The organism is Enterococcus gallinarum NBRC 100675 (genome assembly GCF_001544275.1).
Lineage (GTDB): Bacteria > Bacillota > Bacilli > Lactobacillales > Enterococcaceae > Enterococcus_D > Enterococcus_D gallinarum.
Genome location: NZ_BCQE01000007.1, coordinates 97,152 through 114,149, shown reverse-complemented (window position 1 = coordinate 114,149; position 16,998 = coordinate 97,152). Strand labels below are relative to the sequence as shown.

Here is a 16,998-nt window from a genome sequence, read left to right as displayed (position 1 = left end):
GGCCTCTCGTGACAGTGTCGCGAGAGGATTTGTTGGAATAGTACCATCCTTCCTGCGATTTTTCTTTGATTCGGAGAGTCGGTACAAATCTCCTTGTTGTGTCGCTGATGAGGCAGGTTCTTTGCATCGATATTTGTCGGAAAACAATTTTGCAGTCAGAATTAGCAGCGGGATTCGTGTGATAATGATCTGCTATTTTAGGAGAAATCGCTTGGTTTTTCTCAGATCAAAGCCTCAAGATAAGGTAAAATAAATGGATCTTGGAAAGAGCGTAAATTCAATGAGGGAGTGGCAAATATGAAGACGTTAAACAATTATTTATTTAAGTTGACTTCAAAAATTGAAGAGATCGATGCGGCTTGTTTCTCGGCAAATAAGATTGCCAATGCAATGAATCTGAATCGTAGTACAGTCAGCAGCTACCTGAATGAAGGTGTACGGCAAGGTGAATTGATCAAAGTCAAAACGTATCCCGTCTTATTTTTACATAGAAAAGGCTTAGAAGATCAAGGCTATGCCCTCAATAAGAGTGAGTATGACTCCCTTGATTTTCTAAAAAAGAACGCTCCTGAGTCCGTTTTTCAAAAAGTGATTGGTGCAACGGGAAGTTTAAAAGAGAGCATTGATCAAATAAAAACAGCGGTGCTTTATCCAAATCAGGGATTGCCATTGCTGTTAGTAGGTGCCAGCGGTTCAGGAAAGACCTTTTTGGCGAGTAAAATCTATGCCTATGCGTTGGAAGAACACGTCTTGCAGCCGAAAAGTCCTTACATTGCCTATAATTGTGCCCAATATTTTAATAATCCGGAATTGCTGTCTGCTGCGCTCTTTGGCTATACCAAAGGGGCTTTCACGGGTGCCAATGAGCACCATAGTGGCCTACTTGAAAAAGCGGATGGCGGGATTCTCTTTTTAGATGAAGTCCACCGGTTATCAGAAGAAGGACAGGAGAAACTGTTCACCTTTATGGACACGGGAGAGTATTCTCCGATGGGAGATAACAGTGTCCGTCGAAAAGCCAATGTCCGGCTGATTTTTGCGACGACAGAGAACATTTACACCACTTTTTTGCCCACCTTTCTGCGAAGGCTGCCAGTAATCGTTACATTGCCTACCTTTCAGCAACGCCCTTTATCAGAAAGGCTAGCGCTGATTGATGAATTTTTCCTGAATGAGAGCAAAATCTTAAATCGGAATCTGACCGTTTCTGATCAATTGATCGATTTTTTGATGAACAGTGATTTTGATGGCAACGTGGGCAATATCAAGAATATCATTAAGTATGCTTGCGGCAATGCCTATGTCCATCAGAAACAGAAGCCCGCGATCCAGATCAAATTATTGGATATGCCGATCGAATACAGCAGCAAATTCAAAGAAAATTTTACAAAACCTCGAAAAAATTCCGGCGATCGGTACTATTCACCTACGGATAAGAACAAAAATCTTTTAAGTACGAACGGCAACGATCTGCTGATCCAATTTTTTGATGAGATGTTTCTAGAATTTACTGAAGTAATCAATGACAACAAAAACTTCAAAGAGTACATGAATCGGCTATCGAAGAAAGTGACCCGCATCATGGATGCGTTTATTTTTCAAGAGTCCTATGATGAGGAACACTCGATTTATTCGGTATTGGTGTATCATATCCGTCAAACTATCGATTTTCTCCATGACAGCTATGGCTTTGAACAAGACGGCAATCGTGTAATCACATTGGCAAATTATCTCTATATCAAAGGCAATTATGCCTATTTTGATGATCGAAAAGACAATCTGGCATTGAAGGAGACATTCCATGAATTTTTAAAAAATATTGCCGAGACGCCGTACCTTTACGCGAAAAAGATCTTGTACCATTTATCTCAAAATCTAGACTTGAAAGTCGAAGAAGAGGATATCTATTTTATGACGATCTTCTTTTATAGCTTGAATAGTACAACGGTTCAAACCGGTGTCAAAAGTGTGGTCTTGGCTCACGGGTATTCGACTGCTAGCAGTTTGGCAAATGTAGCTAATCGGATATTGGGGAAAAATGTCTTTCAAGCCTATGATATGCCGATCGATATTTCACTGCGTAAAATAGAAGCACAGATCCTTCGTTATATCAGCGAGAACCGCACCGATCATGGCTTGATTTTATTAGTCGATATGGGTTCTCTCAACCAATTGGGCGAGTCGTTGAAAAAGCAACTGAAAGGACCATTACTGATTATTGACCATGTGAACACTCCCTTATTATTGGAGGTGGGACAGGCTGTATTGTCAGGGAACAGTTTGACAGAGATCAATGAGAAAATCCAATCACAGTTTGCGATTCAGAAGCAATTAGTCCTTCCTGTCGTCAAGAAGAAAAAAGCCATCATCACTTGTTGTTACACAGGAATCGGCAGTGCAAGACAGATTCAAGAAATCTTGATTCGCTGCTTGGGAGAAAAAGCTGAGGAGCTAGAGATCATTCCCTACGATTATAAAAAATTATTTGAGAATAAAAACTATGAGATTCCCTTTCAACTCTATGATGTATTAATGATCGTTGGCACAGAGAATCCGCAGATCCCCCATGTTCCTTATATTGGGTTAGACTGTTTGATCAATGGGGAGGCGATCGGGACCTTTATCAATTGCCTTTATGGCAATTTTGAGATTGAAGAGGAGACGCTAAAAGAAGATCTGATCTTTAATTTTTCCCTCAGTAAAATCGTTGAGAACTTGACGATCTTAGATGCGGATAAAGTATTGACGTCGGTCCAATCGGCCATCAGTGAAATCGAGAAACTAAGAACACAGAAATTTTCAAATAATCAACTGTTTCTCTTGTATTTACACTGCTGTTGTATGATCGAACGTATTTTACGCAAAGAGTCTGTCGATGAACAAGAAGATCTGGCGGCTTATAAAAAAGAACATAAAAAACAAATGGAGTTGATTCATTTGGCATTCAGTAATATCGAGAAAGAATATACGATCCAAGTCCCTGATTTGGAAGTGCGCTTGCTGAACGATATTATTGAAGGATAGGAGCAGAGGTATGCAAAAAGGAATTATTTTTGATATGGATGGGGTACTGATCGATAGTGAAGTCTATTATTTCAATCGCAGGATGAATTTCTTTGCGGAAGTACAGTTGTCACCAGGATCCCGGTCAATCAATGATTATGTGGGAAAGACAGAAGCAGAGATTTGGCAGACGCTGGTTCCAGAGAATCCTTCTTTGAGAGCAGAACTGAAAACAACCTATCGCGCTTATCAAAAGCAGCATCCCATTGATTTCAAACAAGCGTTAAGAAAAGAAGTAAAACCGGTTCTTAAAAAATTATCAGCTGCTGGCACCCGCATGGCTCTTGCTTCTTCTTCTCCGCGGCAGATGATTGACGAGATGTTGACCGCCTGCCAGTTACAGTCTTATTTCTGTTATGTGATCAGTGGGGAAGAGCTGACTCAAAGCAAGCCCCACCCGGAGATCTATCAATTGGCACAAAGCCATATAGGCTGCGAGAAGACTGTAGCAGTAGAGGATTCAACAATCGGCATCCAATCTGCCAAAGCAGCTGGTATTTATACGATTGCGTTGAAGCAGCCCTTTGATGTTGATCAGAGTCAGGCGGATCAGTGTATCGAAGACTTGAGTCAATTGTTATCTTTATTCATTGATTAACAAACAGTGATTCTCCGAACCTCCTTTTTAAAACGAGCTATCTATGAATATTTTCCCTAAATCAGCGTTGCATTTTTCCATTGTGTATACGGATTGTAAATCAGTTTAACCTGCTAAGTGTACTTAGCAGGATTTTTTTGGTATATTCGATGAATATCAGGAAAAGACGAAGTGCTGGACTAAGTCTTTTAAGCATTAAACAAAAGTCCTTTGGTTGTTTGCTAATAAAAAATAAGAGGATTTTAATATTTGCAAGAATCTATTGCCAAGTAAACCTCACAGATTTACAATGTAAAAACGGACCATTTTCTGAAATAAATTTGATTGCTTACATTTTTTCAAGTGTGTAAAATAGACAAAGTGGCTAATAGGTTGCACTCAAAAAAGATTGTTATTTGTTGATCATAGTGACTGTTGCAACGATTAGGATGAAATAAAAAAGAAAAAGGGTTGAAAAATGAACATATACGTATTGATTGGCATAGTTGTTTGGCTGTATTTGTTGTCTGTGATGAAACGCTCCAAACTCTCAGCCTTTTATTTTATTCTGGGAAGTGTCGGGCTGTTTTATTTACTGATTGTATTCAGTCGACCTTACTGGGTTTGGTTTTTGACACAATTAGTGATCAAAGTCGTGGATTTATTTGGTTCTTTTGCCAATGTGACGGAAGAATTTAGTCAGTATAGCTTGATTGTGATCCACAGCGCCAAAGAGCAGATGTCTTTGTATGTTGATTACGAGTGTTCAGGCGTCATCGAAACGGCAGCTTATCTAGGCTTGCTGGCATTTTATCCTTTATACAATCGACAGGAAAAAGTGTTTTATGCTCTCTTTGGGACGTTGTGGATTTTTGTGAGTAATGTTATCAGATTACTCTTTGTGGTGGCATTTGTTCATTTCGGCGGCAGCGATGCTTATTTCCTCGCTCACTCGATTTTGGGTCGATTGTTCTTCTATGGGCTTGTGATCACATTGTACTATCATACATTCACGTATTCTCAAGTCGCCAGAAGTTTGTATGAAAAGAAGAATCGCTTGTTTAGAAGAGGGGAGTACTGATGGATTATTTATTCAATTTAACCTTGACGCAAATGGGGTTCTGGATTACTTGGCTGTTGATTCCCTTACTCGTAGAAATTATTCCGGGAATCTATTCTACCTGTTATTTATTTGTGAAAAACTTCCAAAAGAAGCAACTGGACATTCCAGAAAAACTGCCCTTTATCTCAGTGATCGTACCCGTTTATAATTCAGCAGACACACTGTATGCCTGCATTCGTTCGATCAATGATTCGACGTATCCGAATGAAAACATTCAAATTCTCTTAGCAGATAATGGCAGTACCGATGAGAGTTTTGCAGTATTCAATGAGGCGCACAATCACTTCAATCAGCTGAATATGCATTGGATCCGCACTGAACAAGGCAAAGCCCAGGCGTTGAATTCCGCGATCTATGACAGTATTGGTACTTACATTATCAATATTGATAGCGATGGTTTCTTGGAACCTACGGCACTCATGAACATGGTTTTGAAGTTTGAGAATGACTACAGTATCTCCGCAATGTCTGGTACGGTCTTAACGCAAAAAGAAGCAATCAAAAAGACCAAATCGCCTATGATTCGCTGGCTGCAAAAAAGTGAGTACATTGAGTATGCCCAGTCTTTTTTGGCTGGACGAAATGTCGAAGCGTTGAACAATCAATTGTTCACAATGGCCGGTGCTTTCTCTGGTTTTAGAAAAGAAGTTTTGGTCAATACGCATCTTTATAATACAGACACTGTTGGGGAAGACACCGATATGACCTTTCAAATCAGGCATCGTCTGAAAGAAAAAGTTTCCTTGTGCGAGAATGCTATTTTTTATGTTGAACCAGTCCAAAGTGTTGACGAATTATATATTCAACGGCAAAGATGGCAACGAGGTGAGGTAGAAGTAGCAAAAGAGTTTTCCGAAGAACAAGTCGGTTTAGGGAATTTCTTTAAAAACTTTCTGGTGCGTCGCCTGATCATCGACCATACATTCATTTTTCCAAAAATGATTTGGCTTTTTGCCAGCGCCGTTTTATTGTTTTTTGGTTATACGGCCAAAATATTGTTGCTGTCGTATTTGCTGATTTACCTACTCTATTTCGTTGACTCGCTGCTCAAATTTATCAGTATCTCTTTACTCCTGAAATCTTTTAAATCTGACCAGCGATTTTACATGAAGTTATGGGGAGAGGTCATTACGTTTCCACTTTACAATTTCCTTGTCTCTTGGTTCCGTTTGATTGGAATCATTAACGGAATCACGTCTCCTGCAAAATGGAATACGACACCAATCACTAAAGAAATGAGCCAGATCAAAGAGACCATCACCCAAGACATAATGAAAATTAGAAAGAAGTGACTCCAAATGGCAGAAAAACGCTGTATCTATAAATTTAAATCTCATGTGAATGCTAGTCATGCGATGCGCTGGGAAGGCGGCATGGGTGCCAAGCATAACCATACATGGGAAATTATTTGTGAAATCAAATCTCAAGATGATGAGATGCATCTTTTTGAGGAAATAGAAGGGGTGCTGAAAGACTTTTTCCAACCTTTCTCTGGTAGTTTTTTGAACGAAATGCCGCCCTTTTTGGAAATCAATCCCTCTGTCGAAAATGTGACCAATTATTTTTATGACCAATTATCCCTACGACTAGCAGCGATCCAAACAGAACTGATTCGCATCGAAGTAGGGGAATCACCTACTCGCTTTTATTGCATTGAAAAACAAGCATAGGTTGAGGTGGAAAATGAAATCGAAATTTTTTATCGCAGGTAATTGGATCATCAATGGTCTATTTTGCTTATTCTTTGGGTTGACACTGATCTTTGCCTTGATTTCACCAAATATGACGATCGGAGATAACTCGGTCTTTGGAACAAGCACCACTTTAGCAACCACGTTTTTCGTTTTGGGTGCCATTGCATTCATCATTGCGGTGTACTGTTATCCAAAAGTCCAGCAGTTTTTAACTTGGCTTTTTGTGACCCATCGCTATGTGACAGTCACGGTATTCGTCCTAGGAGTATTGGCTTGGCAAATCGTCTTCGTCTCGTTTTTGCATTCGGCGATCGGCTGGGATGTCGCGGCTATCCATGATGCCTTGACGGACACGACGAATCCTGAGATCGTTGCTTATTATAGTTTGAACCAAAATAATTTACCGATTCTTTTATGGCAGCATCAATTAGCAGAATGGTTTTCTACAACTTCTTGGTTGTTCTTTGATTCTGTCACCTTGTTCTTAGTCAATCTTTCAGCCCTATTCAATTTACTGACGATTCGTTTGCTATGCAAAAAATATTTAGTGCCCGCTATTTATCTTCATGGGATTTGGCTGCTGGTATTTCCTTCGATCATTGTGCCTTATACAGATACGTGGGTTCTACCTTTTGTTTCAGCAAGTCTATTCTTCTATGCCATTATGATTAAAAAAGAGATTCCGACAAAGTATAACCTGTTAGGTGCAGTTGGCTTGGGGATTGCTGCGGTAGTCGGTTATTTCATCAAACCTTCGGCGTTGATCCTCCTGATTGCTGTTCTATTGATCGAAGCAATCAGCTTTTTTGCCAAGAAATGGCAATCAAAAGGGCGCATCGTTTTGCTGATGATTACTTTGATTACGGCTGGTGGCACGTATGCTTTATGCAATCATCAATTAGAAAATCAACAATACATTGCCATTGACGAAAGTCGGGCCATCCCGATGATCCATTTCATGAATATTGGCTTGACGAATGACGGCGGGTATAGTCCTGAAGATGCGCAAGCAATGGCAGAATTGCCAACGAAACAAGCAAGAATCGATTACTCCAAAGAGAAAATCCAAGAGCGGCTAAAAGAAAGAGGTGTTCTTGGCTATATCAGCTTTCTTTTTCAAAAGCACCGCAACAATACCGCCGATGGGACGTTTGCGTGGTTGAAAGAAGGTTCGTTCATTCAAGAAGGAGAGACTCCGAAGGGCAAAGGCTTTACCCGCTGGCTGCAAGAAGGCTATTATTTATATGGGAATCGAATTGCCGATTTTCGTTTCATGGCACAAATCTGGTGGGTGATCTGCTTGCTTATCATCGCTTTTGGTTGGAAACGGCAAGGCAAGTACGAACAGATGCTTCGGTTGAGTTTGGTAGGCGGCTTCCTCTTCCTGCTTTTGTTCGAAGGTGGGCGCAGTCGTTATTTGATTCAGTTTTTACCATTCTTTTTATTATTGGCAAGCCTTACGATGGGTGATAGTATACGTTTTGTTAAGCGAATTTTTACACTGGATCAAGGGATCAAGGGGGATAAATAATGAATTATGATGAATTGAAATTTTATGGACAGGGGATCCATCAGGCAAAGACGAAAGAAATTGTTTTTTTTGAATTATTGTTGAGAAAAGAAGACAATAAAAATATTTTCCCTAAAGATTCTTATTTATCAATGATCAGCCAGCAGGAAGAGCATCAACAGTATGTAAAATGGCTGCAAAAAACATTGACCCGAATTTTAGAAGCCAACCCGACGAAGCGGTTTAGTTTTAATCTCGACCCGCAAGAACTGGAGTACGAAGAGACCTTTGATCTACTTGAGAACTTAAAGGAATACAAGCAGCGATTGATTATTGAGATCACAGAAAAACCGCCTATGAAGAGAAACTACCCTTATTTTTCCGCAGTCAATGTGGAGGCCTTCAAGAAAATCGCTCAATATGGCTACCAAATCGCGCTAGATGATATTGGCCAAGGCATCAACTCTTTGGACAATGTTCTGGAATTGAAGAACTACTTTCAGATCGTCAAATTTTCGGCATTGTCTTTTCAAAAGAAGGTTTCAGAAGATATTCTTCAGAAAATCATCGTACTGTTTGCAAGCATCGCTGTCCAATTAGATAAGACTTTTGTCGTTGAGGGAATTGAAAATCAAAAATTTGCTAGTTGGTTAGAAACAAATGTTTGTTGTTATCATCAAGGCTATCTCTACTCGACACCGGAAAAAATATTGACCATCGATTATTAAGGAGTGTGCTGTGTTTGATGGATATCATTTTATGGATATATTATACAGTCGTTCGTTTAATTGTTGTTTTAGGTGTTGTATTCCTTGACTACTTGATTTATTTATCGATGAAAGAATCTATTTTTTTGAAAACGAAAGCTGTTCTTAGAAAAGTTGCTTGGATTGGTATTATGATTATCAGTTTAGCGATTTTGCAAGGGGTGCCCGTGTTATCGGAAAATCTTCTGCAAGATCGCTATACCACACTTATTCAAAATATGGATCTACAATTGATCGTTCTTTTTTATTTTTTGCATATGCTCAAAGGAACCATGATGCTGCACTTCAATGTGTTCGTATCTGTTGCCATCACCTTTTATTATATGTGCCAAGGGGAATACCAGACGATTCAGAACTATTTCATAGCAATCATCACCATTGTGCTGATTTACACTTGTTGTCGGATAGTCTTACAGCTAAAAGACAAAAATCTGAATAATATCGGTGTCTACTTCTTGCTGACATTATTTTATGGTGCATCCTGGGGGTTAAAGATGTATCCGGCATTAGATTTTAGATTTGCCGGCTATCTTTTCTTCTTATTAAATTTTGTCATGCTGATGATCATGGTTCGTATGATCAATAAGTTGGTGCGAAGGCAGCTGACGAAATTCGATAACTTATCTCTTGAAGCACGAACCGATTTTTTAACAGGAATCGGGAATCGGTTAAGTTTTGACCGGGAATTTAGCCAACGCTTTGAACTTTCTCATACCAAGGAAAATTTAGTTTTTGCTATGGTCGACATTGATTACTTTAAACGGATCAACGATGATTATGGCCATGATATCGGGGATATCATTATAAAAAACGTAGCTAAAATCATTAGTCAAACCCTTTTTCAGTACCAGCTTGAAAGCCAAGTCTTTCGTATTGGCGGAGAAGAGTTTGGGATTTTGTTTCAAGAAAAAAGCCAACATGATATTACAGAGATTTTAGAAACGATTAGTAAAAGAGTAGGTAATTTTTCTTTGAATATACATGGGGAAGAAGTTCGAGTTACGATTTCGGCCGGCGTTTCCCGCTGTCGAAAAACGGACACCGATAAAGAAGATCTATATAAACGAGCAGACAAGTATTTGTATATCGCAAAAAGAGAAGGGCGTAATGCCATTTTTATGGAAGGAAAGATCAAACATATTTCTTAGGGAATAAACTTTCTTTTTTAGATGCACGAGAATGAAAATCAAAAATGAACGATGTTCGTTTCTTTAGGCGGCTTTTCGCCAGCTTGAAGAAAGTTAGAAGGAGCAAAAAAATGAGAAAATATTATTCATTGATTCTAAGTATCTTAGCTGTAGTAAGTGTCTTTATACCAATCAATGCCCATGCGGACAATAAATATGGGATCGTCATTGATGGTGCATTCAGTGATTGGTCAAGTTTACCGATGACAGAATTGTCTTTTTCGTATGAGAATGGCCAGAATATCAAATATGCCAGTCTAGTTACCGATGAAGTAAATCTATATTTTTATTTGAACATGGCACCAAAAGGCCACAACTATCATAATTTGCAACCAAGTGGGCATAAGTTAACGATCGGTAACAAAGTCTTCTGGATGACATTCAACAATACATTTCCTAGTGAAGACTTATCCGTTATTGGTCAAACCAAAGACGTGCAAGTCAATTTTTGGGCAGAGGATAATTCCGTTAATGTAACGATCCCCGGGAAACTTACGCGTGTAAAAACGGATTTCAGTGACACTTCTTACTCAGATGAAGTAGAAGTTGCGATTCCTTTTGAACAGCTGAAAGTAGAAGCAACCAGCAGTCAAACGATCACTTACAGCAACGGCAATCTAGGGGAACAAACTATCACTGTCACAGGAGGAAGCACCGGGCCTTGGATCCTTGCCGGAATTGCCGTTGTGATTGCAGGGTATTCTTTTTGGAACCTTAGAGGGAGATCAGCGAAGCCGCAAAGTTCTCTTTAGACAAAGCTTTTATTTTGTTCCTAGGTTTTGGTTTCAAACCAATCTTTCTTTGGGTGTAGGAGCTTTTGTTTGGGGAAGGCATTTGAGTAATTCAACTTAGTTATCAATTTAAGACCAAGTCAGGCTAGAATAGAACATCTATCCTGACTTGGTCATTTTTTGTAGTAACTTAGTGATGAGAATTTTTTGCTCCACGGTTCATGAACGACTAGCATTCGACACTGCAATCAGTTGATTTTCCGATGCTAAAGGGGCGCTGATAGAAATAATTTGATCAAATTTATGAATGTTTTCTTCCAGTGGATGATGACTGACCATCACAACCGTCAACTCGTTGTCTTCCAAAAGGAGATTCTCAATGAGCAACGTATTCTTTTTATCTAATGAAGAGGTTCCTTCATCAAAGAGGATGACTGATTTTTTTTGGATAAAGGCTCTGGCTAAACCAATACGCTGTTTTTGTCCACCGGAAAGATTGGTACCGTTGTTTTCAACTACTTTGTCAATATCATCTACAAAATCTGCCGCGGCTTTATTCAATGCTTCGGCTATTTCTGTCTTTGCGTAGTTGTTCCAAAGAGCGACATTTTCTTTATAAGAGGTGTTGAACAAATAATTGTCCTGGTCGATATATTGAATAAAAGAGTGGCTATCCACATCTTTCAACTGGTGACCATCCACCATTATTTTACCTGAATAATCTTCCAAATCACCAATCAAGATTTTTAATAAAGTGCTTTTTCCACTGCCACTATCACCTGTGAGGAGATATTTGCCCCCCTTTTTTATGTCCAAATTGAAATTTTCTAGGATCGGGAGATTTGTATCATAGCCGAAAGATAAATTTTCGATTCGTATACAATCAGTGAATTCGTTGTAGGTTTTTTTAGTGGCACGGACGATTGGCTTATCAATAAAAAATGTTTCTATGACGGGCTCTATGGATCTTAGTTCCATGGCCGATTGACCTACCAACGATACAGAGTTAAAGATGTTTGCTGCTAAATTGCCACTGGAACTAATAGCTCCAATCGTCGTTTGTCCGATAATTGCCAGAAAGCCTGTCACAATATCTACGACTACTTGACTCAATAAACTAGAAAAAGCAATGAGGTTCATAATCTTGTGATTTGTTTTTGCAATGGCAACTTTATTTTCAGAAAGGTCTTGAGCGTATTCGGTGATCTTTTTTGGAATTTCTGCCAGCCTATTATTGTAACGGAAAACGTTGTAACCTTTTAAGATATTAGCAATCCTTTTTGTATAAGAGGAATTACTAATAGATAACTTTTGTCCAAGCGCCACAAGGACTGTCCCGAATTTATTAGGGATATAAAGGATCAATCCCGTTAAACCAAGGACCAAAACAACCAGCCAAAGATTAAAAAGGGCCAATGCAACAATTGAAAACAAAATCAACCATCCGTTAGAAAAAAGACGATATAAACTCATCACGCCCTGCGTTTCGATTTGTGTGATATCATTTGTCAGCTTCGACACATAGCCATCAGCCGTGATTTGATTGAAGTCTGCTAATGGGACTGTCTTGATAGAGTCAGCTTCACGTTTTCGCAATGAAAGACTGATTTTTTGTAGTTCTTTCTCCTGATAAACTGAAAATAAATAGTTTGAGCAGACATATATCAGCCAAAGAATGAGAATCACTAGATCCCAAAAAAGAAATTGGCTGATATTTCTAGCAAAAATAGCATTAGTGGCAAAAGCCAGTAGATAACTTGGCAGAACACGCAAAAAGGATAAGAGGCCTGACAGCAACAGCATTTTAAGAATATTGCGTTTATAATGTTTATAGAGTGTTTTCACTGATGATCCTCCAATCTCTGTCGGATACAATCCACTAAGAATAAGACGCCGATTTCTCCTGTGAGAAATCTCGCTACTATTCTTGAATTGGTGCAGTCCGGGTATCGATTCTTCCCTTTGAAATTGACCTTGTAGGATAGTAGATTCGTTAATAGAGAGTTGTAATCGTTTCTTTTGAGATTATTTGTAAGAACTTTCAAATAGGCGATACCACTAATACCGTATCCAAAGCTGACATTTGAAGAAACCAGTGGCAGTTCTTTTATTTGCTCAAAGGTTTCATTTTTCATGGCTTCTGTCCCTAATCCACTTCGCAAAACATACCATTTTGCCAGTAGCATACCGGCTTTACCATTTGCCAAATAAGGTGATTTATTCGCATTTCTTTTACTGATTTGCGGGAAATGTGTCTTGCCAAATTTTTCTGTATAGTTCAGCCAATCAGTAAGACTCTGGAGTATTCTTTCATCATGAAAAAAACGATAAGCTTCAACCAATGAACAGACGATCATTGCTGCACCATCAAGAAGCCCCTCTCCCTCAACCCCGTCAATTTCTGAAATAAAGCTGCCATCTTGATTCTGAGAACCGATTAATTTTTGTATCCAGAGGTGAATCATAGGTTTCAATCGATTGATCGTTTGTGCGGGACTCATAACCAAAACAAGAATAATCAAGTGAGCATAATCAGCCAATCCAGTTTTATTTACATGTCCTATTTTTTCAAAAGAGAAATCTACGTTATTTGTAAAAGTTGTTTTTTGATTGTCCATTAAATAACTGAGATAAGCCAAAATGAATAGTTCTTTTTCGTTTGATAAGTCTGTTAAATCAACCGAACTGCTTTTTGAGTCGATCAAATGAACTGCATTCTTATCCACGTTGGAAAGATCATCAGTTAATAGATTTTCTTTTATTTCGTTATACGCTAATGAGGCGGCTTCAAATGTGTGGGTGCACATAAGATTGAGCTGGATTTCAAGGTTCGTCGAATTAGGTCTCAATAGTAAATCGCTGATCAGTGAATAATAACGAGGATCTAGCTGATAATGACAAGAAAAAAGATAAAATGTCTCCAGCGCTGCTTGCTGGTCCAATTGCGCCAGTTGGTTTGTTCCGATGAAAAGGTTAATAATCAGGAGCCCTAAGGAAACATAATCTCGCTTCATTCTGTCGATGGAATGATCCCCATTATCAAAACCAGGAGTCTTTACGATGTAATCGTATTGTTCAAAAGCAAAGCTTCCACCTTCAAAATCTATGATTACTGGCTGTCCGTCTCGTAACATAATATTAGTATTGGAAATGTCATGAATCGTGATTCCAAATTTATGAATCGCTACTATCATTCTCATTAACTCGATGATTATCTTTTGAACATCCTGGCGATAGCTGCCAGTAAGATCGTCGAAATACACTTCTTCAACTACTCGATCTGAGAACTCAGAGAGGGTGGGCCCTTCAATAAATTCAACTACCGTAAAATAATGCTCCCACTCGTAAAAGCTGTCATAAACCTTTGGGCAATACTGCGGAAAGAGGTTAAAGAAGGCAATTTCTTTCTTGCGCATGTCAATGCAATCGCCTGATGAAGAGGATTCGATATAGGGGCGCGCTTCTTTAATAATCACCTTTCGATTGTCGACAGTATCCGTTCCTAAATATACACCGCCGGTATTGGAGTAATGAACAGCTGTTTCTACTTTGTATCTATTGTTCAGCAATGCAGATAGGTTCTCTTGTTGTGAACTATCACGAAAAGGATCTTGTACAAAAGGCGGCTGAGAATAATAAGGCAACCGTTTGTCTTCGATAATAGAGCCATCGGGACAAATTAATTGCTTTCTTTCTGTCTCCGATTCATTTTCGTCTGCTCGACAACGTCCATACCTGTAGTATAGGACTTTACAATCTTTATATCTCTTGTCTGAAAGAATGTACGGTCCTTGAAAATCATTTAATCGGGTATATAACTTTTCGCACATCACAACAAACTTCTCTAAAGTTGAGGGATAGATTGTGATGAACTTTCCTGAATAGGCTCTAGGGGTACTTTTAGAAAGGTTGTTTGTAAACTGATCAAGATTCTTCAAAAATTTCATATCTACATCATTTTCGATGCAGCATGAGATACATTCACTCAGTATCAAAAAATAATTAGTATAAGTAGCAGAAATATGAATTTTCCATCCTTGCTTGGGAACGTTCTGGTTAATGTTTAAATAAGTAAATACTTGATCTGTATATGTATTTTTTAGATCAGGATAGATGAAGTGGAATGTATTGATGAAATCCATTGATTCCCTCTTTTCTTGACGTATTGATTCATTTTTTTGAAAAACTAGCTTTATTTCCCTTTTGCTCGACAAGGTTCAAACCTAAGCAAGGGGGACTTTGACATCTCTTTGTATCTAATTAAAAAAGAATAGAATGACAAAGGGGGGAGTATTCTATTCTTTTTTAATCGCATTTATTTTGTTGCTGGTACTTTTAGTGAGATTTGACATTTAAACGTAAAGATTGAATTTGGAGAAACGGTAGAATCTTCTTTAAATGCTTGCAAATTTAATACTGTATTCATCTGAACACCACCTTTCCATTTGTTACCGTTACTATATCATCGGTAAATGTTCCCCTGTTTTTAAAAATGTGTAGTATACTATACGTGAAAAGGAGCGGTCAGATGAAGGCGTATGGACCATTGATCAAAAAAATCAGAATGTCGAAACACTACACTCAAAAAGAAGTTTATTCGGGTGTTGCTTCCCGCAGCTTTTATGCAAAATTTGAAGCAGGAGAGTATGCGATCGAAGCATTTAAATTCAAGCGTATCTTAGAAAATATGAATATGAGTGAACCAGAATTTTTTTTCCTTTATGATAAGGAGAATCCTGCAACTAAACGAATCACGATTAGAGACGTCATTGATATTTACTATGACTTCAATCTGCATTCTGTCGATAAGTTATTAGTGATCTATAGGGACAATAAAACGTCAGAGATAAGCTCAGATCGGTTGATCAGCTCTGCAGCATATGCTTTGGCTTGGTCACTAAAACCGACCATCGATCACTGGCCTTTAGTGACTTTAAGAGAATATTTCACACGTCTTGAGAGTTTTTCAATGATGGAACTGGAATTGTTCATTACAACTTTTTTTATCTTTTTTGATGAGGAAGAACGAATTGAGCCATTGCTCTCAAAAGCGATTGCTGCCGCAATCACTTGGTGGTCACTTTACCCAGAGTTGATTGATCGACTAATCGGCGCATTGTATGTCAATATGATTCAATTCTTGATTACAAATAATGAGTTAGAGAAGGCATCACTCTTAGATAAAAAATTGACGGAATCGTTTACTGATTCAACCTTCTCTCTGACCACGCAACTCTACTTTACTTTTTTTAAAGCTTTTCTAGCAGAAGATCGCGAACAAGTAACGAATATCTTAAGCTTGCTCAGAAAGAATGATCGACAAACTTATACCATTCTCAGTAAGATCATCCAGTCGATGGCTTTTAGGAAAATTCTCGATATATCTTCGTAAGCAGGCTGCTTAAAGGAGGGTCTAGTGAGCAAAAAGACGTTGACCACTATCTAACGTTTTCATTTTATGGATCATGAAGCGGTGGCTGTCTTCATTTCCCATAGTGCTAGTTGATTGAGGAATCAACTAGCATTTTTGTTTGCCTGCTGAATCATTCGTGGGGATGAAAAGCGGAGACGCAACTCTGCTTTTCTAGTGCTTGGTTGGAGACTATTTTCTAAAAGAATCAAAGCTATTAGAGAAAAGAGCTATCGAATGAACAGCGATATGTACCATGTGTTTCGAATCGCTGTTTTGATTCACTGTTGAAGATAAGGGAACAAGACGCAACCTTTATTTTTTAACATTAAACATGTCGTCTCATTTTCTAAGAAATAGGCAATAATTAAAGGAGCAGAAAAAGCAGAGGAGGCGTTGAATGAGTTAGAATGTTCCGATGTGTGAAACCAAAAAGAACGATTTTATCTGTTCTTACCGTGGAACCAATGGCAACTTTTTGGTAAATAGTAAATGAATGGATTATTTAGGAGGCGAGTTAAATGAAGCGCTATGACATTAACCGAGATTGGGCAAATTCAGGAGTGATTGAGGCTGGGAATTTAGTCTTTGTTGGCTATTGTGTCGGAAATATCGGACAATCGGTCGAACAACAAATAATCGGTACTTTCGATCACTTGGAAGAACGGCTGAAACTAGCGGGACTTACGTTGGCAGACGTGGTCCAAATGGACGCTCTTTTCAAAGATATCTTTGATATTCCGATAATGGAAAAAATCATCAAAGAAAAATTTAATGGACAATACCCCGTCAGAAAGTCTATTCAGACTTCTTTTGCGCACCGTGGTGAGGTAGGCATCTTGTTTCAAGTGGATGCCATCGCATTTAAAGGAAAGGACTTTGAATAATCAAAGAGCTGAATTAGTCATTCAATTCTAAGATATTCAACTCAAGAAG

The 16,998-nt window shown here is 38.6% G+C and carries 13 protein-coding genes; 11 read left to right on the top strand and 2 right to left on the bottom strand.

The features are described from left to right. Positions 1-297: 297 nt before the first annotated feature. From EG2_RS05465 to EG2_RS19495, 9 genes are all read left to right on the top strand, one after another. Entirely contained in the window at positions 298-3,024 is a 2,727-nt protein-coding gene (locus tag EG2_RS05465) for a sigma 54-interacting transcriptional regulator (protein WP_060813854.1), read from the top strand. A gap of 10 nt (positions 3,025-3,034) precedes the next feature. Then, a complete protein-coding gene (locus tag EG2_RS05460; protein WP_060813853.1) occupies positions 3,035-3,661 on the top strand; it encodes an HAD family hydrolase in 627 nt (208 codons plus the stop codon). A gap of 457 nt (positions 3,662-4,118) precedes the next feature. Beyond that, positions 4,119-4,721, top strand: coding sequence for an exosortase family protein XrtG (gene xrtG, locus EG2_RS05455; protein ID WP_060813852.1), 603 nt, complete (start codon positions 4,119-4,121; stop codon positions 4,719-4,721). Further along, the gene (locus EG2_RS05450; RefSeq protein WP_060813851.1) at positions 4,721-6,055 is read left to right on the top strand and encodes a TIGR03111 family XrtG-associated glycosyltransferase; all 1,335 of its coding nucleotides are present in this window, start codon (positions 4,721-4,723) and stop codon (positions 6,053-6,055) included. The genes xrtG and EG2_RS05450 overlap by 1 nt, the downstream gene beginning before the upstream one ends. Before the next feature lie 6 nt (positions 6,056-6,061). Next, complete coding sequence (locus tag EG2_RS05445) at positions 6,062-6,433, top strand: 6-carboxytetrahydropterin synthase (protein WP_021150448.1); 372 nt, start codon at positions 6,062-6,064, stop codon at positions 6,431-6,433. A 13-nt stretch (positions 6,434-6,446) separates the two neighbouring features. Then, on the top strand, positions 6,447-7,988 hold the full coding sequence (locus tag EG2_RS05440; protein ID WP_060813850.1) for a TIGR03766 family XrtG-associated glycosyltransferase: 1,542 nt from the start codon (positions 6,447-6,449) through the stop codon (positions 7,986-7,988). Then, the gene (locus EG2_RS05435) at positions 7,988-8,695 is read left to right on the top strand and encodes an EAL domain-containing protein (RefSeq protein ID WP_060813849.1); all 708 of its coding nucleotides are present in this window, start codon (positions 7,988-7,990) and stop codon (positions 8,693-8,695) included. The genes EG2_RS05440 and EG2_RS05435 overlap by 1 nt, the downstream gene beginning before the upstream one ends. A 17-nt stretch (positions 8,696-8,712) precedes the next feature. Then, the gene (locus tag EG2_RS05430; protein ID WP_060813848.1) at positions 8,713-9,882 is read left to right on the top strand and encodes a GGDEF domain-containing protein; all 1,170 of its coding nucleotides are present in this window, start codon (positions 8,713-8,715) and stop codon (positions 9,880-9,882) included. A gap of 110 nt (positions 9,883-9,992) precedes the next feature. Continuing rightward, positions 9,993-10,673, top strand: a complete 681-nt coding sequence (locus EG2_RS19495) for a Firmicu-CTERM sorting domain-containing protein (RefSeq protein WP_249024267.1) — start codon at positions 9,993-9,995, stop codon at positions 10,671-10,673. A 198-nt stretch (positions 10,674-10,871) separates the two neighbouring features. Here EG2_RS19495 and EG2_RS05420 read toward each other — a convergent pair whose 3' ends face one another. Both EG2_RS05420 and EG2_RS05415 read right to left on the bottom strand, forming a co-directional pair. Further along, complete coding sequence (locus tag EG2_RS05420) at positions 10,872-12,497, bottom strand: ATP-binding cassette domain-containing protein (protein ID WP_060813847.1); 1,626 nt, start codon at positions 12,495-12,497, stop codon at positions 10,872-10,874. Next, positions 12,494-14,794, bottom strand: coding sequence for a class III lanthionine synthetase LanKC N-terminal domain-containing protein (locus EG2_RS05415; protein WP_060813846.1), 2,301 nt, complete (start codon positions 14,792-14,794; stop codon positions 12,494-12,496). The genes EG2_RS05420 and EG2_RS05415 overlap by 4 nt, the downstream gene beginning before the upstream one ends. Positions 14,795-15,180: 386 nt before the next feature. On the opposite strand from EG2_RS05415, the gene EG2_RS05410 reads away from it, so the two are divergent. Then, positions 15,181-16,044, top strand: a complete 864-nt coding sequence (locus EG2_RS05410) for a helix-turn-helix domain-containing protein (protein WP_060813845.1) — start codon at positions 15,181-15,183, stop codon at positions 16,042-16,044. A gap of 539 nt (positions 16,045-16,583) precedes the next feature. Further along, on the top strand, positions 16,584-16,949 hold the full coding sequence (locus EG2_RS05405) for a RidA family protein (RefSeq protein WP_060813844.1): 366 nt from the start codon (positions 16,584-16,586) through the stop codon (positions 16,947-16,949). Positions 16,950-16,998 lie beyond the last annotated feature (49 nt).